The 23440-nt window shown below is 37.7% G+C and carries 21 protein-coding genes; 9 read left to right on the forward strand and 12 right to left on the reverse strand.

Annotated features, from left to right (window positions below; genetic code table 11):
* Positions 1-27: 27 nt before the first annotated feature.
* Together feoB and QF004_RS10720 are read right to left on the reverse strand one after the other, a co-directional pair.
* Positions 28-2202: a ferrous iron transport protein B gene (gene feoB / locus QF004_RS10715; protein WP_307426077.1), complete on the reverse strand. Its 2175-nt coding sequence runs from the start codon at positions 2200-2202 to the stop codon at positions 28-30.
* Complete coding sequence (locus tag QF004_RS10720; protein ID WP_307426079.1) at positions 2199-2450, reverse strand: FeoA family protein; 252 nt, start codon at positions 2448-2450, stop codon at positions 2199-2201. Before QF004_RS10720 ends, feoB begins: the two co-directional genes overlap by 4 nt.
* A gap of 442 nt (positions 2451-2892) precedes the next feature.
* Between QF004_RS10720 and QF004_RS10725 the strand changes: the two genes are divergently transcribed.
* Both QF004_RS10725 and QF004_RS10730 read left to right on the forward strand, forming a co-directional pair.
* Positions 2893-3438 carry a tRNA methyl transferase PRC-barrel domain-containing protein gene (locus QF004_RS10725; RefSeq protein ID WP_307426081.1) on the forward strand — a complete coding sequence of 182 codons (546 nt, stop codon included), beginning with the start codon at positions 2893-2895 and terminating at the stop codon, positions 3436-3438.
* Positions 3439-3445: 7 nt separating this feature from the next.
* Entirely contained in the window at positions 3446-5215 is a 1770-nt protein-coding gene (locus QF004_RS10730; RefSeq protein WP_307426084.1) for an endonuclease, read from the forward strand.
* Between the two features lie 88 nt (positions 5216-5303).
* On the opposite strand, the gene QF004_RS10735 is transcribed toward QF004_RS10730, so the two are convergent.
* Positions 5304-5852, reverse strand: a complete 549-nt coding sequence (locus QF004_RS10735; RefSeq protein ID WP_307426087.1) for a DUF4256 domain-containing protein — start codon at positions 5850-5852, stop codon at positions 5304-5306.
* 534 nt (positions 5853-6386) lie between these two features.
* On the opposite strand from QF004_RS10735, the gene QF004_RS10740 reads away from it, so the two are divergent.
* Entirely contained in the window at positions 6387-8156 is a 1770-nt protein-coding gene (locus QF004_RS10740) for an OmpA family protein (protein WP_307426089.1), read from the forward strand.
* Positions 8157-8374: 218 nt separating this feature from the next.
* On the opposite strand, the gene QF004_RS10745 is transcribed toward QF004_RS10740, so the two are convergent.
* The 3 genes from QF004_RS10745 to QF004_RS10755 form a co-directional block, all read right to left on the reverse strand.
* Complete coding sequence (locus QF004_RS10745) at positions 8375-9817, reverse strand: aminoacyl-histidine dipeptidase (protein WP_307426092.1); 1443 nt, start codon at positions 9815-9817, stop codon at positions 8375-8377.
* 84 nt (positions 9818-9901) lie between these two features.
* The gene (locus QF004_RS10750) at positions 9902-10390 is read right to left on the reverse strand and encodes a hypothetical protein (protein ID WP_307426095.1); all 489 of its coding nucleotides are present in this window, start codon (positions 10388-10390) and stop codon (positions 9902-9904) included.
* 31 nt (positions 10391-10421) lie between these two features.
* A complete protein-coding gene (locus QF004_RS10755) occupies positions 10422-11027 on the reverse strand; it encodes a hypothetical protein (protein WP_307426097.1) in 606 nt (201 codons plus the stop codon).
* Positions 11028-11099: 72 nt separating this feature from the next.
* Here QF004_RS10755 and recR point away from each other — a divergent pair, with 72 nt between their 5' ends.
* The 3 genes from recR to QF004_RS10770 are packed head-to-tail and all read left to right on the forward strand — an operon-like array spanning position 11100 to position 13400.
* Positions 11100-11711 (forward strand): recombination mediator RecR, encoded by a 612-nt coding sequence (gene recR, locus QF004_RS10760; RefSeq protein ID WP_133440229.1) that lies wholly within the window; start codon positions 11100-11102, stop codon positions 11709-11711.
* Between the two features lie 40 nt (positions 11712-11751).
* The gene (locus QF004_RS10765) at positions 11752-12558 is read left to right on the forward strand and encodes a glycosyltransferase family A protein (protein WP_133440230.1); all 807 of its coding nucleotides are present in this window, start codon (positions 11752-11754) and stop codon (positions 12556-12558) included.
* Positions 12555-13400: a glycosyltransferase family 2 protein gene (locus QF004_RS10770; RefSeq protein WP_307426101.1), complete on the forward strand. Its 846-nt coding sequence runs from the start codon at positions 12555-12557 to the stop codon at positions 13398-13400. Before QF004_RS10765 ends, QF004_RS10770 begins: the two co-directional genes overlap by 4 nt.
* A 36-nt stretch (positions 13401-13436) precedes the next feature.
* On the opposite strand, the gene secG is transcribed toward QF004_RS10770, so the two are convergent.
* Positions 13437-13784, reverse strand: coding sequence for a preprotein translocase subunit SecG (gene secG, locus QF004_RS10775; protein WP_307426103.1), 348 nt, complete (start codon positions 13782-13784; stop codon positions 13437-13439).
* Between the two features lie 526 nt (positions 13785-14310).
* Here secG and QF004_RS10780 point away from each other — a divergent pair.
* Positions 14311-16638, forward strand: coding sequence for an ATP-dependent helicase (locus QF004_RS10780; protein WP_307426107.1), 2328 nt, complete (start codon positions 14311-14313; stop codon positions 16636-16638).
* A 281-nt stretch (positions 16639-16919) separates the two neighbouring features.
* Positions 16920-17621 carry a LytTR family DNA-binding domain-containing protein gene (locus tag QF004_RS10785; RefSeq protein WP_246012336.1) on the forward strand — a complete coding sequence of 234 codons (702 nt, stop codon included), beginning with the start codon at positions 16920-16922 and terminating at the stop codon, positions 17619-17621.
* A 12-nt stretch (positions 17622-17633) separates the two neighbouring features.
* Here the strand turns inward: QF004_RS10785 and QF004_RS10790 are convergent, their stop codons facing one another.
* The 4 genes from QF004_RS10790 to rlmH all read right to left on the reverse strand — a co-directional run bounded on the left by QF004_RS10790 (position 17634) and on the right by rlmH (position 21139).
* Positions 17634-18017: a DUF3037 domain-containing protein gene (locus QF004_RS10790; protein ID WP_307426112.1), complete on the reverse strand. Its 384-nt coding sequence runs from the start codon at positions 18015-18017 to the stop codon at positions 17634-17636.
* Entirely contained in the window at positions 18004-18783 is a 780-nt protein-coding gene (locus QF004_RS10795; RefSeq protein ID WP_133440236.1) for a HipA family kinase, read from the reverse strand. Before QF004_RS10795 ends, QF004_RS10790 begins: the two co-directional genes overlap by 14 nt.
* An 87-nt stretch (positions 18784-18870) precedes the next feature.
* Positions 18871-20544: an AarF/ABC1/UbiB kinase family protein gene (locus QF004_RS10800; RefSeq protein WP_307426117.1), complete on the reverse strand. Its 1674-nt coding sequence runs from the start codon at positions 20542-20544 to the stop codon at positions 18871-18873.
* Between the two features lie 121 nt (positions 20545-20665).
* On the reverse strand, positions 20666-21139 hold the full coding sequence (gene rlmH / locus QF004_RS10805) for a 23S rRNA (pseudouridine(1915)-N(3))-methyltransferase RlmH (RefSeq protein WP_133440238.1): 474 nt from the start codon (positions 21137-21139) through the stop codon (positions 20666-20668).
* A 30-nt stretch (positions 21140-21169) separates the two neighbouring features.
* Between rlmH and QF004_RS10810 the strand changes: the two genes are divergently transcribed.
* Positions 21170-22171: a YihY/virulence factor BrkB family protein gene (locus QF004_RS10810; RefSeq protein ID WP_307426125.1), complete on the forward strand. Its 1002-nt coding sequence runs from the start codon at positions 21170-21172 to the stop codon at positions 22169-22171.
* Positions 22172-22257: 86 nt separating this feature from the next.
* On the opposite strand, the gene nhaA is transcribed toward QF004_RS10810, so the two are convergent.
* Positions 22258-23430: a Na+/H+ antiporter NhaA gene (gene nhaA / locus QF004_RS10815; RefSeq protein WP_133440240.1), complete on the reverse strand. Its 1173-nt coding sequence runs from the start codon at positions 23428-23430 to the stop codon at positions 22258-22260.
* Positions 23431-23440: the final 10 nt, after the last annotated feature.

Here is a 23440-nt window from a genome sequence, read left to right on the forward strand (position 1 = left end):
CTTCGAAATGAATATGTTGCAATGATTCTACGCTAAAAAATGCCAGATTCTCGTGACCACAAAACAGACAGTCAATCCATAAATAACAGGCAGAATGGTCGCAACAAAAGTCCATTTTCTGCTGCCGGTTTCTTTATAAATCGTATAAATGGTGGTGCTGCACGGATTATGAAGCAAACTGAAAAGCATCAGATTAACCGCGGTAAGCGTCGTCCATCCTCCGGCGTGCAATAAATGGGCGATTTCTGAATCACTTCCTTCAAACATCACGCCTGCTCCGGCGCCTAGGGCAGTGTTTCCAATAGTTAAAGTAGTAAGCATTAATATTGTTGGAATTACAATTTCGTTGGCAGGGATCGCTACGATATAAGCCAGCAGGATAACGCCGTTTAAACCGAGAAACATTCCGAAAGGGTCTAATCCGGTAATCATCCACAGTGCAATACTTTGATCGCCGACCGTTATATTGGAGATGAGCCAAATTGCCGCTCCGGCCGGTGCCGCAAATACAACGGCTCTCCATAATACAATTAAGGTTCTGTCAATTAAAGAAGTGTAAACGGTTTGTAAAACATTCGGAGGTCGGTAAGGTGGAAGTTCTAAAGTAAAGAATGACGATTCTCCTTTTAATAATGTTTTTGATAAAAGCCAGGACGTAAAAAAGGTAAAGGCAATTCCCAAAACTGCAATTCCTATAACCGCCAACATCGAAACGGTGCCTGCCCATTGACTGGGAACCAAAACGCCTAAAAATATGGTTGCAATAATAATCTGAGTAGGCCATCTTCCGTTACAAAGTGAAAAATTATTGGTAATAATTGCAATCAGCTTTTCTCTCGGACTGTTGATGATTCTGGTTGCGACAACGCCGGCAGCATTACAGCCAAAACCCATACTCATCGTTAAAGCCTGTTTGCCATGAGCTCCGGATTTTTTAAAAATACGATCCAGATTAAAGGCGACCCTCGGTAAATAACCAAAGTCTTCCAGCAAAGTGAATAAAGGAAAGAAAATAGCCATTGGCGGCAACATGACGGCCACGACCCAAGCCGTACCGAGATAAACGCCATCCACCAGAAAACCATTGAGCCACCACGGAAAGTTCAGGTTGGTCGCACCGTTTTTCAAAAACGGATGAATGGTATCTAATAATAAAGACGCCAACATTTGGGAAGGATAATTGGAACCCACAATGGTAATCCAGAGGATAACGCCTAACAGCAAAAACATAATAGGAAAGCCCCAGATCCGATGCGTCACAATATGATCAATGGCTCTGTCAACCCGAAATGAACGTTTGGACTGATCAGAGGAAACAGAATCTTTAACCAACTGCGCTGATTGTGCATAAATACTTTCTACCAGGTCATTTCGATACTCATCGCCCAGTTCAGTCCGTAAATTTTCAGCGGTTTCTAAAACAGGATTCAAATTCTGCCCGGATATTTCAGCAGAAAGCCGTCCTTCTTTTAATCCGGTAATAATGCTTTCATCATCTTCCAGTAATCGGATGGCGAGCCAGTGGGCATTTGGTAAATTAGAATCTAACTGAGCTAACAGACTTTCGATTTCAGAAACGGCTTTTCCACTTTGAGCAGATAATTGAAATGAATGGTGTTTGGCCGTTATAAAAGTTCCGTTGGCAACCTGTTTAATCGCTGCTAAAAGTTCAGGAATTCCTTTCTTGGAACGCGCACTGGTTGCCACCACGGGAATTCCTAAATCTTTAGATAATGTTCTTACATCAATTGAAATTTGGTGGCGGCGCGCTTCGTCCATTAAATTGAGACAAAGCACCACTTTATCGGTAATCTGTAAAATCTGCAAAACCAGACTTAGATTTCTTCGCAAACGGCTTGCATCGACGACCACAACGGTAACATCGGGCTGCCCGAATAAAACAAAATCTCTGGCAACCTCTTCATCTTCTGAAGTCGATAAAAGGGAATAGGTCCCTGGTAAATCGACGATTTTATAGTGACGGTCCTGATAAGAAAAACTCCCTTCAGCGCGCACTACCGTTTTGCCGGGCCAGTTTCCGGTATGTTGTTTTAGACCGGTTAATGCATTAAAAACAGTGCTTTTTCCTGTATTGGGGTTGCCAGCCAGTGCAACCGTATAATCTGAATTTCCCGCGGAAATACCCATTTTCATGAGTTCTGCAGATGGATTTAATTCGCAGGTATCACATGCTGTTTTCATATGGACTCTTTTACTTCGATTAAAACGTTTTGTGCATCTTCATTTCGCAGGGAAATTAAGGTGTCGTGAATGCTGTAGGCAATAGGGTTTCCGAGCGGACTGATATTCTGAACGGTAATTTCTGAACCACGAACGAAGCCCAGATCTTGCAGCCGCTGTCTGACTTCCCGGCTGCAGTTCGTTGAGAGACCGATGATTTCGGCGATTTGATCTTTTTGTAATATACCTAAATTTTTACCTGGTTCCATCCTGTTTTTTTAAAACTTCTACTTCTGATTAGAAAGGCTAAAATACAAAATTAGATTAACCTAACAATATGTTTATTTAAATCTAACAAGTTTAAAAAAATGGATCGGTGGTTGTTTGAGATAAAAAGGATTTTTTCCGGCAGAAAAAATTGCCGGTTCACAACAAAATAAACAGCGGATTGAAGATTTTAAAGTAGTTTTTTATTTCCATAAAAAAGTCAAAGAGCCAATCAAGGTACGAAATAATTAAATGAATTTAAGTTAAAGATGATTTCTTTCACCAAATATTGCTGATAATTTCCCTGCGATGCTGCATTGTTATGGTATTGTTAAAAAAATGATATTTATTACCTCAAATTTAAAATATAATATATAATTTAGCCCGCCCTAATAGAAAGTAACTAGTGCTTTTTTTTGATAAGGGATATTAAATATTTTTATAATGACCATCAAAGGACAAATTGTTGAAATCCCGGAGAATTCTCCTCTTTACAAAAGAGAGATTTCTGCGTTTTTGTCGAAAAAAGAATCGCTTCTCTGGGAATCTCAGAAGAACAGGTATTCTTTATTTGATGGGTTTCTGGTGGGAGAACATGCTGGAGTTGATCATTTTAAAACAGGTCAGCGAAAAGGAATCAATGTAGGTGGAAAAAAAAAGCCGCTTTATGTGATTGCCATCGATAAAGATGAGAACCGTCTTTTTGTAGGCGCTGGCGAAAACCATCCCGGACTTTGGGCAAATGTCCTGTCGTTCCCGGAAACCTTTTTTCACTGGAACCGGCAAATATCATTTACTCCGAAAGAACGGGAGAACGGAATCGCAGTAGAAGTGCTGGCTTCAGCTGTTGAAGAGAAAATACCGGCGAAACTGTATATTTTTGATGATACCGTTTTTTTTGAATTTGACAAGCCAGCTTTAATCACTATTAGAGAAAATCCGGTCTCTGTTTTTTACCGGAATACAATCATAGCAAATACAATTAATTAATTATAACATGAAACTAAAACTATCTTTTTTAGCAAGTATCATTTCGTTTTTCGTGTACGCCCAATCCGCACCTGCGTATTATTCCGGCGTTAACTTCAATAAAACCAAAAATGAACTGAAGGCAGAACTTGCCACATTAATTACAGCTACTCACACCAAAACCATTTCTTACAGTGAGTTGCAAACCCTGATGAAAACCAGTGATGTGGATCCTGAAAATCCGGCTAATTTGCTTTTGATTTATGGTTCTCAGAGCTCAGGAACCCATCAGAGAAGCCGCCCTATTGGTGGGTCATGGAACCGGGAACACGTTTATGCAAAATCACAGGGAACACCAAATCTGGGAACTTCCGGTCCGGGAGCGGATGGTCACCACCTTCGCCCTGCCGATATTTCTTTGAACAGCAGCAGAGGACATTTATCCTTTGATGATGGAGTAGGTCCGTTGGCCGGAAAAACAGCACGTGGTGGCTGGTATCCCGGGGACGAATGGAAAGGGGATGTCGCAAGAATCCTGATGTATATGTATGTAAGATACAATACAAGATGTCTGCCTTTGGGAATTACCATGAATCCAAGTACATACTCGGCAGACTTCCCGGATATTTTATTGAAATGGAATGTCGAAGATCCGGTTTCAGCTTTTGAAATGCAAAGACAGAATGTGGTGGCAAACACGCAGAAAAACAGAAATCCATTTATCGATAATCCTTATTTGGCAACGGTAATCTGGGGTGGTCCCGCTGCAAAGAATACCTGGCCGGATACTTTCAATGGTGGCGGGACTTCAGGAGATACCGAAGCACCGTCAACTCCAGTGAATCTTTCGGTTTCAGGAGTAACTTCTTCAAGTGTTGCTTTAACCTGGACGGCTTCTACCGACAATATTGCGGTAGCAGGATATGATCTGTTTGTGGATAATATTTACAAAACAAGCGTATCTTCTAATAATGCGACAGTTACAGGATTAAACTCTGCAACCACTTATTCTTTCTATGTTGTTGCAAAAGATACTTCCGGTAACAAATCTGCAAATAGTGACACTGTTCAGGGAACTACCGAAGCAGGTACCAGCCCGGGAACAGGTACATCTTGTGGTACTGAAGATTTTGAAAATATTCCGTCTACAGGAGGTACTCCTCCGGCTTCTTCATACGGCGACAGAACGTGGTCTGGAAACGGTATCGTCTGGACAGCCACCAACGCAAGAACCGACACCCAGATCTATATCGACGGGGCGGGTAACAAAGCAATTTGTGTTAAAAAAGGAGTTTTGAAATCTTCTGTGATCTCAGGCGGTATCGGAACACTGAAAGTGAAAACCTATCTGCCGTTTGCTGATTCGGCAGGAAATTATATTCTTAAAATTAATGGCGTGGTAAAAGGTCAGATTCCTTATTCTAAAACAGCAAAGACCCAAACAATTGAGAATATCAATGTTGAAGGAAATGTTGTTATTGAATTGATTGACGAAGCGACAAGTAACAGAGTTTCGTTTGATAATCTTTCCTGGACTTGTTATTCTTCGATGGCGACTGATGATGTTTCGGCCAAAAACCAAAAGATTACCATTTATCCAAACCCTGTAAAAAACAATGAGTTTTTCATCAGCGGAATCGATAAAAATGAAACCGTAAAGGTTTATAGTTTGAATGGACAGTTGTTACAAACCATCAATAATGTTAATGACAAAGAAAAAGTGAATCTTAAAAAACTTCCAAAAGGAGTCTATTTTGTGACTACAAAAACACAGTCTGCTAAAATTATCGTCGATTAATTCAGGGATTTCCTGATTGGCAAATAGCAAACAGCAAGGCCGGGAGATTTTTCTTCCGGCCTTTTTGTATTTTAAATGAAAGAGATACTTAAACCCTTAAAACTCCGCGAAATCCTCTGGCAGCATAATAAGATTCAGCGCCGTTATGATAAATAAAAATGGTGTCATACCGAAAATCCCCAAACAGAGCACCGCCCAACTTCCTGATTTTTTCCGGGGTTTTCAGCCAACTCGAAGTTTTGGTATCAAACGTTCCGAGTTTTTGTAATTCCCGGTATTCTTCTTCATTCAGGATTTCAATGCCCATCGATTCTGCGGCATCAACCGCATTGTTTTTTGGTTTGTTTTCCTTCCTTTTATCGAGTGCTGCTTTGTCGTAACAGAAGCTTCTGCGGCCTTTCGGACTTTCGGCGGCACAGTCATAGAAAAGATATTCTCCGGATTTCGGGTCAACGCCCACTGCGTCCGGCTCACCGCCGCTGTTTTCCATCTGGAGTAAAGATTCGCATTTCTTTGGGTTTTTGGAAAGTTTATCCTGGATATCTTCCCATTTCAAATCCTGATGCCGGTTCAGATTTGACCCAAAACGTTCCTTTAAAATCTGGAAAAGTTCATCATAATTGTTTATTGCAGCCATGTTTTTTTACTATTTAATTTTTGATGAATTAAATTTTACTCAGTTGAGTATCGGTTCTTTCATTCTGTGCACATTATTTTAATCCTTAAAATTACGATGTTTTTTTTACTTTAATTGCAAGTATCCGGTCACTTTCTATTCACTTTTACTTTGTTGTTAATTGAATTAAGCACTGAGTTTTTTGATTCCGTTCAATGAATTCCTTTTCGCAGCTGGAAGAAATTTATTGGCAAATCCTGGAATCATTGATAAGGTTTTTTCGTTAATATCTCTAAATTTTTCTTAAACTTTTTTGGTGTTTTTTGATAATGTTGCTGTTGGTCGATTTAAAAAGTCGTTCATCTATTTGCTGTTTCAGGTTTGAAAAATTATTTGAAAATTTACCTTATCAAATAGGCAACTTTGAAATAAGCCAATCTCTACTTTCTGTAAAATAAAGTAGCAAAGCATCTGCTGAATTTGATGATACAATTTTCAATCAAGATGCATTTCTACTTTGTCTTCAATTAATAAATAACCGTTAATTAGTACAAAATGAAACATTTAAAATTAGCCAGTCTCTTATTTTTAATCGGAATTTGTAGACAAATATCAGCTCAAACAGGAAGTCCAATACCTAATTCTTCCCCCGCAGATAATTCTGGGGTAAGAATTTCGGTGAGAGGGGGTTACGATTTTCCTACTTTTAAACATGATACTCCGTTTATAGATCATAAAGGCGGATTTGAAGCAGGTGCTTCTTTAGATTATTACTGGAACTGGTTCGGTATCGGTGGAGATTTTGATTATATTCAAAACAAACCGAAAAATACATTTCCAACAGTAAATTTAATTACCGCTTCCCAACAACCGATCAGTTCGGTAATTCTGGATGAACATAGAATTACCCGTTTGTTTTACGGGATAGGTCCCGATTTTCGATTTCTGATCAGTCCAGGGTCTGATTTCGAACTCAAGGTAAGAGCGGGATTGTCTTCTATAAAAGGCGGGGAAACGAGATTAAGAGGATTTGATAACTCGCCTGCAAATACTGACGGGATCCTGCTTAATTACCATGGTGGATTCGATGAGAAAAATGTTTTTGCGGGGAAAGCTTCTTTGCAGTTTAATATATTCTTTAGCAATAATATAGGTTTTACCGTCGGTGGTTATTATATGAACCATTTTAAAACATTTGATTTGAGAAACACAGCATTAAATGTTACTGATGCCTACTACGGTATTAACCCATCAGATGGAGCTCCTGTTACAATCAGTCCTGCTAACTTTGTACAAAGGGTTCAACCTACGAAAGAATCTTTGCAGTCGTTTGGCATTTTCGCAGGTCTGGTATTCAAATTTAATAAAAAAACAGAACAGGTTATGCCCGAACCAGCATCCTTGGAATGTGTCGTTACGGTAATGGCCAAAGATAAATATTCCCGGAAAGCAATTCCGAAAACCGACATCATTTTGCTGGATGAACATGGAAACACCATACAAAGTGGTGTCACTGATCAATTGGGTTCAATCACTTTTACTTCGGTTGTAAAAGGAAATTACATGATTACCGGAAATTATCAGGGAAGAGATCTGAACGGGAATATGATTGATGTTTCTGAGTTTGGTAATTGTACCATTGGTGGTATTACAAAAGAGATCTTGATGGTCAATGATCGTTTTGCGGTAATCGGTAACGCGACCGACTGTAAAACAGCTGAGCCCATCGCTAACGCAATAATAATGGTGAAAAATAACAGTTCCGGATATGTGGAAACGGTAAATACCGACCGTAATGGTGGATTTAGTTTCACTGCAATGCCGCAAACTTCTTACACAGTCTATGGTAAAAAATCAAACTTTATGTCGCAAACGGTAACATTAAATACGAATGATTATAGCTTGAGCGATTCGCAGACGATTCCGATGGAGGTTTGTATGGATAAAGCGGGCTGTAACGATTCTATTATTCTTAAAAATATTCTTTACGATTTCGATAAATCCTTCATTCGGGAAGATGCCAAACCCGAACTCAACAGACTCGTGCAGTTTATGAAAGATAATAGCGAAGCGAAGGTTGAACTGTCTGCATATACCGATTCGAGGGGATCAGATGCTTATAATCTGAAACTTTCTCAACGAAGAGCTGAAAGCGCTGTAGAATATATTATTTCACGGGATATCAGCAGATCCAGATTGGTTGCGAAAGGATATGGCGACAACCACCTGCTCAATAAATGTGCAAAGGGCGTTCTTTGTACAGAAGCAGAGCACCAAGTCAACAGACGTACACAGATGAAAGTGATTTGCCCTAATGCAAAATAAGTTCCCAGAAAGACCGCATCAAAATCATGATGCGGTTTTTTTTAATTTCTCTAATCTCCGTTCAGCATTGAGGTTTGATTTAAAAGTTCTCCATCCATAAAAAGAACTTTTGGCACAGTGTGAAAGTAATATTGGGTTTCGCTTTTATGAGGTACAGGATAAAAAAAAACAAAACACGGCGGCGTATTTTGTTTTTATAGTTATTGATGATCTTAATTTTATTTCACCGGAATATTCGCTAAAATTTCCTGTAAGAATCCCCAGAATTTCTGAACGGAAGGAATATTCGCTCTTTCATCCGGCGAGTGTGCGCCACGGATTGTCGGCCCGAAACTTACCATTTCCATATCGGGATAATTGGCACCGATAATTCCGCATTCCAAACCGGCGTGGCAAGCCACCACCTGAGGTTTTTCACCGAAATCTTTTTCGTAGATTTTCTCCATAATCTGTACGATTTCAGAACCGGGTTTTGGCTTCCAGCCAGGATAAGAACCGCTGAATTCTACGTCCATTCCTGCTAATTCATAAACAGATTTCAATTGTTCAGCCACGGCAAATTTTCCAGATTCAACGGAAGAACGGGAAAGATTTAAAATTTGTAATGCTCCGTTTTCCAGTTGTACTCTGGCGATATTGTTTGATGTTTCTACCAAATCTTTCACATCGGGCGACATTCTGTAAACGCCGTTGTGAGCTGATTTTAAAGCCAGAATTACTTTTTTCGAATCTTCTTCAGAAATTGCTTTTTCCGGTGTTGAGAAATTTTCGATATTGATGTGCAGATCTTTTTCTACAGAAGCGAATTCCTCCAGAATCGAAGTTTTCAAAATTTCAGCACCTTCCATAAATTCGACGGAATTCCGCACTGATAAAACCACGTTTCCTTCTCTCGGGATTGCATTGCGCAAACCACCACTGTCGATAGAAATTAACTGGATATTCTGGTTGTAAAGTCCGGTATATAAAAGCCTGCCCAAAAGGATATTCGCATTGCCGAAACCTTTGTGGATATCCATCCCGGAATGGCCGCCCTGTAGCCCTTTTACTTCTATTTTTACAATCTGTCCTTTAGGATCTTCCACACCGTAAGTTTGCGAAGCGGTGACATCTACGCCACCAGCGCAGCCAATATCGATTTCGTCATCTTCTTCGGTATCCAGGTTCAATAAAATCTGGCCTTCCAACTGTCCCGGTTTTAATCCGATTGCGCCAGTCATTCCCGTTTCCTCATCAATGGTGAAAAGCGCTTCCAAAGCAGGATGAGCAATGTCGTTGCTTTCTAAAATACTCATGATGGAGGCGACACCCAATCCGTTATCAGCTCCCAAAGTTGTTCCTTTTGCTTTTACCCAATCACCATCAACTTCCATTTTGATTCCTTCTGTTTCGAAATCAAAATCGATATCATTGTTTTTCTGGCAAACCATATCAAGGTGAGACTGCAAAACAATTGATTTTCTGTTTTCCATGCCCGCCGTTGCAGGTTTTTTAATGATCACATTGCCAACTTCATCAACCGTAGTTTCTAAATTCAGCTGCTCACCAAAGTTTTTAATAAATGCGATTACTTTTTCTTCTTTTTTCGAGGGACGGGGAACCGAATTCAATGCTGAAAAATTCTTCCAGATGATCTGCGGTTCGAGTTGTGATAATTCCATTTTATAATTTATTTAGCTCAAAATTACAAATAAAAAAACGCTCCTGAAATTTTCAAAAGCGCATTAGTTTAATTTTAAGACTATTTAACAGCCGCATTCTCCGTAAATCGGCGTGACTGTTTTCTCACCTTTTTTATTTTCTACGGTCATTGTTCCTTCGAACATCATCACTTCTTGCAGGCCTTTTATTTTTTTTCCTTCGATGGTTACCGAAAATTCATCATTCTTAATGGTTTTGCTAAAGTTTTCAGGATCAAAATCACCTTCTTCCATTTTAATTTTTACATTTTTTCCATCAATTTTCAAAAACGCACTGTTGCCGTAATCGTCAATATAAACGTATTTTTGATCGTGAAAGTCTTCTTTTGTTTTAGAAAAATAGCAGGAACAACCATTGACTTCGGCGGGAAAATCAAATGTTTCGAGGTTGATTTGGTTTAAAGTTTCCGGTACGTTTACAGAATCATTTACAATTTGTAAAGAGTCGGTGGTTACTTTGTTTTCCGAAATTTTCTCTTCTTTCTTGCAGGAAAACAACATTATTAAAGAAGCGATAATCATCAGTTTTTTCATTCGGTCTATTTTTTATTAAAGTTTATTTATTTTATCCGCGGGATCTTTCCAGCAAAACCATCATTAAAAAAGACAAAACGACCAACGATTCGTCCTGGTCATCGATGTCTTTTAAACGGTCAAGCTGAAACCTTCTTCCAATGAAAGAAGGCATTTTTTGTAATCGGAAATATGCTGTTCCGCCGGCATCTTTTACCGTGTAGGATGGATTGAGGAAATATCCGGTAAACATGCCGATAATGGGGATTTCGCTTACCAGTCCGTCCATAATTTTCACCCAGGCATTGTCTTCGCTAACGCTGAATTTAAGTTGGTCATTTTCATCAAAAAGTTCATAATGCGATTTCCAGAAAGAGCGCATTCCTTTTCTGGCGAGCCGGCCGTAATTTTTATTATTCAAAAGATCGCTGATGGAATAACTCGCATTAAAATCTAACCAGCGGTCGGCTTTAATTCTAAACAGTTCCTGAGATTTTGATTCGTCATTGAAAACAAGAACATCTTCTTTGAGTTTGAACATTTTCTGGCGAACGTAAGCTACATAATTTCCATTTTTATCGGTAATGTTAAAATCACTGGACAAAGTGGTAATTTTAAATTTAAAATCAAGAGGATAATTCAGATTTTTAAGGACCATTTATTATTTTTTTTAAAGATAATAAAATCTCCGAAACTTGGAACTTCTCTTATTAAACTTTATTTTTGTGAAATGGATTATCCGAGCAAAGTTTTAGCAAAAGCCGTGGATGAAATTTCCGGGTTGCCGGGAATTGGCAAAAAGTCAGCCTTACGGTTAGCCTTGCATCTTTTAAAACAGCCCGAAAGTCAGGCAATTGCTTTGGGGGATTCCCTGAAAAAATTAGTCACCGATATTAAATACTGCAAAAACTGTCATAATTTTTCGGATGCGGAAATCTGTGAGATTTGTGATAATCCCAAAAGAACAGAAGAATTATTGTGTGTCGTAGAAGATGTCCGCGATGTAATGGCGATTGAGAACACCGGCAAATTCCGGGGGAAATATCTGGTGCTTGGCGGTAAAATTTCTCCGATGGAAGGAATCGGTCCCAATAAACTGAATATTTCGTCCATCGAAAAAAAATTGGAAAACGGCATCGTTAAAGAACTCATTTTCGCCTTAAGTGCCACCATGGAAGGCGATACCACCGCGTATTATATTTATAAAAAATTCAAAAGTTCACCTGTTCGTTTTTCGACCATTGCACGGGGAATTTCGGTAGGTGACGAACTGGAATATGCCGACGAAATTTCTTTGGGAAGATCGATTCAGAATAGATTGCCTTATAATGAAAAAGATTAATATTGGCCATTGATGTTTTTAATTTAATAATTTAAAGCGCATGATTTCTGTAATAATTCCTGTTTATAATTGCGAAAAAAGCATTGAAAAAACTTTTATTTCCATAAAAAATCAGACTTGGAAAGGCGATTTTGAAATTATTGTTGTGAATGACGGCGCTACAGATGGCAGCAAAAATGTCATTGAAAGTTATCGGAGAAAAAATCCTGATCAGGATATTATTTTAATAAACCAGGAAAACGGCGGTGTGTCTAAGGCCAGAAATACAGCCATGAAAATCGCAAAAGGTGATTACATCGCTTTGTTAGATTCCGATGATGAGTGGTTGCCGGAAAAGATAGAGAGGCAGATGGAATTTCTGGAAAATAAAGATTTTAATATTGACTTTCTAGGAACAAGAAGAATAAACCATCAATTGCTTTATCCATATAAGGTAGATGAAAATAATCTGTCAGAAATTACTTTTCGAAGATTAATGTTGCGAAATGAAACACAGCCTTCTACCGTTATTTTTAAACGTAAGGTTTTGCAGAACAGCGGTTTGTTTGATGCTGATCAGCGATACGCCGAGGATTTGAATTATTGGTTAAGGATTTCCGAAAATAATAAAATGTATATTTTAAATGAAGAACTTCTTTTCGCTGGTTCTGGAAAAAGATCTTTCGGCATCTCGGGTTTATCCGCAAATCTCGAAGCAATGGAAAAGGGTTTCCAAAAAAATTTGAAGGAAATGTTGTTGCAGAATCGGATAAGATGTACCGAATATGCTTTATATGTTGTGTTTTATAAATTAAAATACGTGATTAGAATAAATCGTAATGCTTATTTAAAGCTAAAGGGAAGATGAATTTATCTATTATTATCGTTAATTATAATGTTACAGAATTATTAAGGAAATGCCTTTCCTCAATAGATTGTTTTGTTCAGAATGTTAATTATGAAGTTATTATCATCGATAATAATTCTTCTGATGCCTCTTGGCAAGACTTAATAACTGAATTTCCAAAGTTCAAGTTTATTGCTTCAGAAACAAATGAAGGTTTTGCAATTGCTAATAATAAAGCGGTCAAAGAAGCAGTAGGAAATTATATTCTCTTACTCAACCCCGACACCGAATTCGAAGATTACGATATGACAGAAATTATTGACTTTGCGAATTCCAGAGAAAATTTTGGTTGTTTGGGTGTTCATTTGCATGATGCGGAAGGGAATTTTCTTCCGGAAAGCAAACGGTCAGTTCCGGATATGTTTAATTCTTTTGAGAAACTGTTCACCAGTTTTAAGAAAAACACGTCAAAATCCTATTATAGAAATGATATTGGCGAATATGAAGTTGCAGAAGTGGATGTGGTAACTGGTGCGTTCCTTTTGATAAAAAAATCGACCTATGTAGAAATCGGTGGCTTAGATGAAAAGTACTTCATGTATGGCGAAGATATTGATCTGTGTTTTACCTTAGTTCGGAAAAATTATAAAAACTGGTATTACGGGAAATCTTCAATACTGCATCACAAAGGTGAGAGTACGGTAAAAGATCTGAAATATCTAGAGCGGTTTTATGGTGCGATGCAGATTTTTGTTGATAAATATTATAAAAAACAAAAACCAATACAATATGGTTTTCTGTACGCGGGATTAAAACTAAGACATACCTTAGAGAAAAATAAAAGAAAAAGAGATTCAAATTAATGAATCTCTTGGTTGTATTTAAATTACTTTACTTTTCTATTTTCCTGCAGGAGCCGGGACTGGCATTGTAGCAGAACTGTTTGTTCCGGGAGCAGTTTGTGGCGCAGGAGCTTCTCTCTTCGCTGGGGTCTGCTGGAAACTGGTAGTTGGTTTTGCAGTCAAAATAACACTTAACAAAATCAAGACTACAATAATTGCTCCTAAAGTCCAGGTTGCTTTTTCCATAAAGTCATTGGTTCGCTGAACGCCAAACTGGGCAGAAGATGTTCCTCCGAAAGTTCCCGAAAGACCGCCACCTTTAGGGTTTTGTGCCATAACCATAATGATTAGTAACATACTCGCAATCATGATAAGAACCATGAATAATGTAAATATAGTGCTCATTTTTTATTCTGAATTTTAGTGTGCAAATATAAAGCTTTTTTTGTAATTATTTAACATTAATAAAGAATAGTTGTAGATTTTTTCGAAAACTCAAAAGTCTGGAAATTGCATAGCAATAGGGATCAATGAAATTTTTGTGGTTCACACATTTAAAGGTAAGATTTTTATGACTTTGTTGTTCAAGAAATTACCGACGCAAATACAGCAAGGCGAAACAGTATGCTGTGTAAAAAGATCGCTTACTTAGATCCAGTTTAAATTTATTTTAAAACCACAACAGCCACAAAAGCTAAATCCTTTTTTTAAGTTTTTGAAAAGATCAAAAAGAAAAATGGCCTAAAAAGTTACTTTTTTTGTTCTTTTGGAGTTTCTACTTTTATATTCTTTTGTGGCACCATGGTTTTTAAATATTTTAATCATTTTTAAACCAGCTTTTAATTTTATTTTTCTCAAATTCAAATTTCGGTTTCAGACTTTTAAAAAGGCTATAAAATACGTACCTTTGTCTGTCAAATTTTTTATGAAAATGGAGTATTTAAAAGGACTGAATGAAGCGCAATATGAAGCCGTAACTACCCTGGAAGGACCGTTGATGGTTCTCGCCGGAGCCGGATCCGGTAAAACGCGCGTGCTTACGATGCGTATCGCTCATTTGATTACCAATCTGGTGGATCCTTTTAATATTTTGTCCTTAACTTTTACCAATAAAGCGGCAAAAGAAATGAAGGAAAGGATCGCAAAAGTAGTCGGTCAAAGTGAAGCGAAATCCCTTTGGATGGGGACTTTTCACTCCGTTTTTGCGCGGATTTTGAGGTCAGAAGCCCATTATATTGGTTATCCATCGAACTTTACCATCTATGATTCTCAGGATTCTTTGAATGTCATTCGAAAAGTATTGAAAGACCTTAAAATCGATTCCGATTTATACAAACCTAAAAAAGTTCAGGCGAGAATTTCTTCTTATAAAAATAATCTGATCACCGTAAAAGCCTATCTCAATAACCCGGAGCTTATTGAAGCCGACGAAAAAGCCAATATGAAAAGTATCGGCGTGATTTATCAGAAATATGTCGAGGCTTGTTTCAAAAACGGGGCGATGGATTTCGATGATTTACTCTTAAGAACCAATGAATTGTTAACGAGATTTCCAGAAGTTTTAGCGAAATATCAGGACCGGTTCCGTTATATTTTGGTCGATGAGTACCAGGATACCAACCATTCACAGTATTTAATTGTGAAAGCTTTAGCTTCTAAATTTGAAAATATTTGCGTCGTAGGAGACGATGCGCAGTCCATTTATTCTTTCCGTGGGGCGAATATTTACAACATCTTAAACTTTAAAAAAGATTATCCGGATGCGGTGACCGTTTCGCTGGAACAGAATTACCGCTCCACCCAAAATATCGTCAATGCCGCAAATGTGGTGATTTCTAAAAACCTGCAGCAGTTTAAGAAAAACGTATTTAGTGATAATGAAGAGGGTGAAAAAATTAAAGTGTACCGTTCACTTTCAGATGCGGATGAAGCCAATTTTGTTGCTTCTAATATTTGGCAACAGCATAATTCTGAACAGAAAAAATTTACTGATTTTGCGATTTTATACCGCACCAATTCTCAGACGCGGGCCTTCGAAGATGCGTTGAGAAGAAAGAATATTCCGTATAAGGTTTTCGGCGGATTGTCCTTTTACCAGAGAAAAGAAGTGAAAGATTTAGTAGCGTATCTACGGATTTTAATTAATGAAAATGATTCCGAAGCGCTTTCCAGAATTATCAATTATCCGGTCCGTGGAATTGGAGAAACTACGCAAAACAAATTAATCGTCTTTGCTGATTCTCAAAATATTTCGGTCTCGCAGGTTTTGGATAATCTGGGGTTTTATGCGCCTAACTTGAAATTAAATAATGGAATTTTAACAAAGCTTTCTGATTTTTGGTCGATGATTAAAGCATTTCAGGTCATGTTGAAAACCGAAAACGCATACTACGTCGCTATGGAAGTTGCGAAAAGAACGGGCCTTATCAAGTTTTTAAAAGACGATCAAACTCCCGAGGGAATTTCCCGGGTAGAAAATATTCAGGAACTGATGAACTCGATGCAGGGTTTTATCGAAGAGCAGCAACAGATAGAAGATGGTGATCCGTCGCTTTCCAGTTTCCTCGAAAATATCGCTCTTTCAGCAGATACGCAAACCGACAAAAATGAAGAGGGCGACCAGGTTTCACTGATGACGATTCACCTTTCAAAAGGTTTGGAGTTTCCGGTGGTTCACGTGGTTGGATTAGAGGAAAATCTCTTCCCGAGTTTTATGAGTTCATCCACCAGAGAGGAGTTGGAGGAAGAAAGACGGTTATTTTATGTTGCGTTAACCAGAGCTGAAAAGGAAGTGTTTTTTACCTACGCGGTTTCCCGTTTTCAATGGGGGAAAATTACGAGTGCAGAACCTTCTAGATTTTTAAGTGAAGTTGATGAGCAGTATCTGGAATTCGTTAATCCTGCGACCGAAAGCCGTTTCATGAATAATTCCGGTTTAAAATCGAATATTTTTGATGATGAACCTGCAGAGCCGAGATTCTTTAAAAAGAAAGAACCGAAGAAAACAATTGAAAGAAATGAGCCGCTTCCGGTGCCGCAAAATTTAAAACCTGTTGCGACGGCAAGAATCATCAACCCAAGTGGGAATTCTTCCCAGGATATCGAAGTGGGCGACAGGGTTCGTCACGACCGTTTTGGTGTAGGAGAAGTAATTTTCCTGGATGGAACTGATGCTCAAAATATCAAAGCAAAAGTGAAATTCCAGCATGAAGGCGAAAAAAATCTCATTTTGAAATTCGCGAAGCTGACGAAAATTTAAGGTGCAGTAAAAAAACTTTAACGGTGCGGTTTCAGAATTAAAAGACTGCGTAAAGCGATCAGATGATTGTGAGAATATGGAAGAAGTAATCCAAGAGAGTAACGCAGAGCCAAAATTTATAATTGTTCTTTGTCCTAAGATTCTTTTTTTATTAATTCGATCATTTTTCAGTTTTTAATGGAAAGTTGAAAACAGGAAATCGAGGAATATTATTTTAAATCGATGTCGATGGTTTTCTGATTCTTTTTTACTAATTTTGAGTAAAACTAAAACCTATCATCTTGAAACTCAACTCCATCATTGTCGATGATTGCGAGATTGACCGGTTGACGGTATTATCTTACGCCAAAAAATTCCCTATTCTTAATGTAATCGGAGTTTATTCTTGTGCTGAACATGCATTAAAAGCAATCAGGGAAAATGTAATTGATGTATTGTTTTTAGATATTGATCTTCCGGATTTATCAGGTGTCGAACTTCGGAAAAGTGCTCAGGAAGTTCCGGTATGTATTTTCATTACTTCCCATTCAGAATTTGCTGTAGAAAGTTTCGAGCTGGATACTTTAGACTTCATTGTAAAACCCATTAAATTTGACCGTTTCGAGAATGCCGTCAAACGGGTTGAAGAATTTATGGAGATTAAACTAAAAGCCAATTTGTTTGAATCAAGTTTAGGCAGCGATGTGATTTATATTAAAGAAGGTCATGAACAAACGAAAGTGAAACTTCACGACATTTTCTACATCGAAGCCCTCGGAGATTACTCTCTGATTATTACTTCACAGAAAAGACACTGTGTTTTATCAAGTATCGGCAATCTTTTAAAAGAGGTTGATTTTCAGTCATTTGTTAGGATTCACCGTAGTTTTGCAGTGCAGAGACAATTTGTTCAGAAGATCAATATGCACGAAATTATTTTGAACAATGAAGCTGTTATTCCCGTTGGAAGAAGTTTTAAAGACAACCTGAATCTGTTGATATAGCAAAGTTTCTATTTATTTCACCAATTCTTCAAACAGTCGCTCAAAAGTTCCATCTAAATCCTCAGTTTTCCCGGGATGCGGTCGCGAGGTTTGGATCACAGAGCTTCTAACTGCCGTTAACCACCGGAATCTTTCAGGAATGTCGAGTAAAGCGATCGGGCCGCCTTCTTTTTCTCCGCCTGCAACGTGTTTGAAATTTTCTAAATTTTTAAAAATATCTTCGAAATCGAGTTTGCTTTTCATAGACCGAAACTTTTCTGTACAAAGGTGAAATTCAAAACGGATGTATTTTTCTTTTTTCGAAAACATAATCAGGCCGATATTGAAAAATTCTTCTCTTTCAACTTTCGGTACGAGCCGAATGACTGCATATTCGTAAATTTTAACCTCTTGCATGTTGAGCTTCGTTTATAAAGTTTACAGAATGATCGCGGCGTGTTTTCAGGAAATTGAAATAGACTTCTTTAATCTGTTCCGGCGAATCGTCGGTATCGTTCCAGTCCAGCCAATCCAATGGAATTAATGCTACAATATCGTGCAGAATTTCATCAGTCAAAACGGATTTTGCAAACTGATCTGCTTCATCGAGCATGGTTGCCTGAGAAAGAAGAACGTGGTCTTTAATATAAGCAAATGGACTTAAAGCATGTTTCTCAAAATTCATCCACGAATGATGGAAATACAGGGAAGCTCCATTATCAATAAGCCAAAGTTCTTTGTGCCACATCAAAAGATTAGTATTCTTGAAAGTACGGTCGATATTGGTAATGTAACCATCTAACCAAACAATTTTCGATGCTAAAAAGGGATCAACTTTTACAGATGGATCATAAGCAATTGCTCCGGAAAGAAAATGCAGTCCCAGATTTAACCCTTCGGAAAACTTCAGCAAATCCTGAATTTCTTCATCGGCTTCTGTTCTTCCGAAATCGACATCGAGGTTGGCGAAAACCAGTTCGGGAATTGGCAATCCTAAAACCTGTGAAATTTTTCCACCCAATAATTCCGAAATCAACATCTTAACGCCGTGACCCGCACCACGAAATTTTAAGACATATTTAAAATCATCATCGGCTTCAGCAAGTGCGGGCAAAGAGCCGCCTTCTCTCAGAGGTAGAATATACCGCATGACGGTGACTGTTCTTAAAGACAAATCTTTCATAGAGGACAAAAATAAACATAAAAAACTTTAGAAATAAAAAAAAGTTGCCGCCAGCAGTAGGCCTGGTTGAAAATTTCAATCTTTTGTTCATGAGTCTTTGTCGTTTCTGAAACTTTGGTCCTTAAACATAATGTTGTAAACAAGAAAAAGACCGAGTCCGATTGCAATCATGAAAAAAATGAAAGGCAGAATTCCATATCCTAAAATAGAGTAGGAGGACGGGATCCTCATAAGTAATGCAGCTCCAATAATCATCGCGGCAATAATTAACCCCGAGGTAATGCGGTTAGCAACTTTTTGAAAACCATCGGTTAAGCGTGTTTCATCGATGGCATTAATCTTAATTTCAAATTCGTTATTGGCTAATTTTTCTGTGATTTTATTGAGGCGGCCCGGTAAATTTTCAGCGAGTTTTTTATTGTCTAATAATAACCCGTACACATTTTCAGGTTTTAATTCCTGTTTTATTTTTTTATTGACCATTCTTTGAATAAATTTTTGAATGGCTTGCTGTAAATTATACTTGGGAGTTAATACCGCAATGATCTGGTCTAGGTTTAATAAGATTTTCCCTAAAATATTCAGTTCCACCGGCAGTTTTATTCCATCGTCTGCGGCAATTCTATTCATCTGCAGCACAATTCTACCGGTTTCCATATCTTCAGCTTTCGTGCTTGTGCTTTCTAAGACAAGTCTATTGATGTTTTTTCTGAAGTTTTCAATATTTGCCGTCGCAGAATTATAGTCGCTCATTTCTAACAATGCTTCTGTAATGGCGTCGCCGTCTTTTTTGCTCATTCCGACCAGTAACATCATTATTTTTTCCATCATTTTAGGGCTGAATTTTGCCACCATTCCCAAATCCATCAAAGCGATTTGGTCATCGGAAGTTAAATGAATGTTTCCGGGATGTGGATCGGCGTGCGCAAAACCATCTACAATAATCTGTTTTAAATAAGCTTCAACAAGATCATCAATTAATGGATTAAAATCAGTTTCTAACTTTTTTAAATGACCGAGTGACGTGATTTTTTTACCATCTATAAAATCCATCGTCAATACTTTAGAAGATGAATATTCGACAACAGGTCGGGGAATGACGAGGTTGCTGTATTCTTTTAAATTTTCTTTAAGGACAATTAAATTCTGTGCCTCTTTATGGTAATCAAGTTCGTTGAGAAGAATGTAGCGCAACTCTTCCACAACATCGTCAATTGCATACTTTTTTGCCTCTTTGGAATGTGAGACCGCTATTGCCGCCATCTGTTTCAAAGCATCCAGATCATCGAAAAAATTCTTGCGGACCCCAGGCCTTTGAATCTTTACTGCAACCTCACGGCCTGTATGTAGAACAGCTTTGTGAACTTGGCCAATAGACGCACTTGCCAACGGAACGGGATTAAAATCAACAAATGCTTTGCTGATTTTAACGCCGATTTCTTCTTCAAAAATCTTTTCTACTTCTTGATAAGAAATGGTTTCTACATTATCCTGTAATCCAGCAAGTGCAACCAAGTAGTTGTCAGGCAATAAATCGGGTCGTGTTGAAAGAAGTTGTCCTAATTTAACATAGGTTGGACCCATTCTTTTTAAATCTTCCACAAGTTCTTCCGGTTGGTCATTGAAATCATCTTTGGGAATTTCTTCCAAGGTCATCTCATTCATTGCAGAATTCGTTGTAGATTTCACAATATCACTGTTGTAGTATTTGAGAATGAAACCAAAAAACTTGGTGTATTTATCGAGTTGTTCTAATGCCATAACATTTTTTTCTTGTACAAAGAAAAAAATGTACCATTAGAGCAATTTTATAGTGAAATGAGCAAATGTTTATCAAATTGATAAAAGTGTTGCTGCGATTTACCATTAAACTTAATTCAGATCAGTCGTTATGATAAGGTTTTCCCTGGAGAATCTGATCGGCGCGGTAAATTTGTTCTACAAAAAACAGGCGGATCATCTGATGGGTGAACGTCATTTTAGAAAGCGACATTTTCTCATTAGCCCGTGCATACATTTCATCTGAAAAACCGTATGCACCTCCGATAATAATGGAAACTTTTTTCACAGAGGAACTCATCCAGTTATCGATTTTGGCAGCGAATTCGCGGCTGGTAAACTGTTTTCCTTTTTCGTCGAGAAGGACAATGGTGTCGGAGTTTTCAATTAAATTTAAAAACAATTTTCCTTCTTCCTTTTTGAGTAAATCAGGACTGAGGTTTTTGGCGTTTTTTACATCGGGAATTTCGATGAGCTCAAAATTCCAGTATTTTGGCAGTCGGTTTTGGTAATATTGGACCAGATTGGTAATTTCTTTATCATCGGTCTTGCCCATGCAGACTAAATTAATTCGCATTTCATATCTTTGTTTTGCAAATATAAATTAATGGACATTAAAACTCCGCAATTCATCATCAAAATAAAAAATTTTCTGGATAAGATTCATATTCCCTTTTTAGGAATTTCTCTTTGGAAAATGTTTGAAATTTATGGACAAGGTGTTTTTAAAATGCAGATTGGCAGAAGCGCAGCGAGTATTTCGTGGAGTTTCTTCCTGAGCCTGTTTCCTTTTATACTGTTTTTACTTTCGCTGCTGCCCTATCTTCCGCATTACGATAAACTGCAGTTTTATATTTTTGAAGTATTGATGCAGAATATCTTGCCGGCCCGCATGCAAAGCGATGTTACGGGATATATTCAAAATTTTATTATTCCGAATATCAAAAATATCAGCAATATGACGATTGTGTTTGCAATGGTTTTTGCGGTAAATGGAACACATTCTTTGATTAACGGTTTTAATTTCAATACCAATTTACAACGGGGTCTTGTTAAAGAATATCTGGTGGCTTTCGTGATCACCATCGCATTTATTCTGCTGATTATTGCTTCCCTGTTGGGAATCTATTACAGTGAAGTGGTTCTGAAACTATTTACACCCCAAATTAATATTTCCTGGTTGGTCGATAATATGTCGAAGATTATTGGATTTATTTCGTTCCCGATCTTTTACTTTATTTTGTTGGCGCTTTTTTATTGGGTAGGTTGTTTGAAGATTACTACCTTTAAGCAAGCTGTTCCCGGTGCTATTTTAACTACAGTTTTATTTGTGCTGGTTACTTATTTCTTTGCCATTTACGTGAGAAATTTTGCGAGATACAATGTTCTTTATGGTTCCATCGGAACGATTATTTTGGTAATGGTTTGGGTGAATATCAATATTATTTTAATTTTATTAGGAAATGAATTGAATATTGCCATTAAAAGAGTTCGTGTCGAAAAAATGATTGCCGAAGAAATGACCTCAAATGATTTGCAATTCGATAAAGATTTGGTTTCAGAAACCGAGGATATTGAAGACCGCAATCATATTACTGTGGATCAATGATTGACAAGTATTACATCAAAATTTTCTAGGGTTAAATAAAGAAAAAATCTTTGTTCAAAGATAAAAACCGCCTGTTATCCTACGCTCTATTGCAGAATTTCCTTCTTTTTTCCAATATACTTTAACAAAGAAAAACCCGCGAATCCTGAAATTGCAGAAGCGACCAAAATGGCAAATTTGGCTTCATCCTGAATTTCAGGATGTCCTTTGAAGGAAAGTAAACCAATAAAAATAGACATGGTAAAACCAATTCCTGCCAGAAGTCCCGCGCCCAACATTTGAGACCAGGAACTTTTATCGGGTAAACTGCTGATTTTTAATTTAATGAAAATCCAGGAAAACAAGTTGATTCCAATGATTTTACCGAAGATTAATCCAAAGATAATTCCGTACCCAAAGTTGCTGAAAAGTCCGTCCACCATCCCATCTTTAAAAGTGATATTCGTATTGGCCAACGCAAAAATCGGCATGATCAGAAAGTTGACGGGTAAATGTAATTTCTGCTCTAATTTTTCTAAAGGTGAAATTTCAGTGGTAGAAGTATTGGTTGGAATCGTAAAGGCTAAAAGCACGCCTGCAATCGTCGCATGAATCCCCGAATGGTGCATGAAATACCAAAGAAATAAACCGGGAATTATATAGTAAATATGTTTTTTGAATTTAAAGAAATTCAGCAGGATTAACAGCACAACCACTGCAGCGCTTAATCCCAGATATTCCCAGTGAAGCTGGTCGGTATAGAAGATGGCGATCACCATAATTGCACCTAAATCATCCACAATTGCCAGAGCAGCCAAAAATATTTTTAAAGAAAGTGGTGCCCGTTTCCCAAGCATCGAAATAATGGCGAGAGAAAACGCAATGTCTGTCGCCATCGGGATTGCCCAGCCATTTGCATATTCGGTTCCGTGATTGAAAAAATAATAAATTAAAGCGGGAACCACCATTCCGCCGATTGCCGCGATAATGGGTAATGATGCAGATTTAAAGGATGAAAGTTCACCTTCTACGATTTCCCGTTTGATTTCTAAACCAACGAGCAAAAAGAAAATAGCCATCAAACCGTCATTAATCCAAATGCTCAGCGGATAATTAAGATGAAAAATTTCAGTTCCGATATGAGTATCCAGGACATTTTGAAATGAAACTCCGAGCGAAGAATTCGCAATAAAGAGTGATAGTAAAACACAAAGAATTAACAGTATTCCAGAAGATTGTGAACTGTGAAGAAATTTTTTAAAATATTCGGTGATGAGCATAGGTTTTATT

This window comes from Chryseobacterium sp. MDT2-18, from assembly GCF_030815285.1.
Lineage (GTDB): Bacteria > Bacteroidota > Bacteroidia > Flavobacteriales > Weeksellaceae > Kaistella > Kaistella salivictor.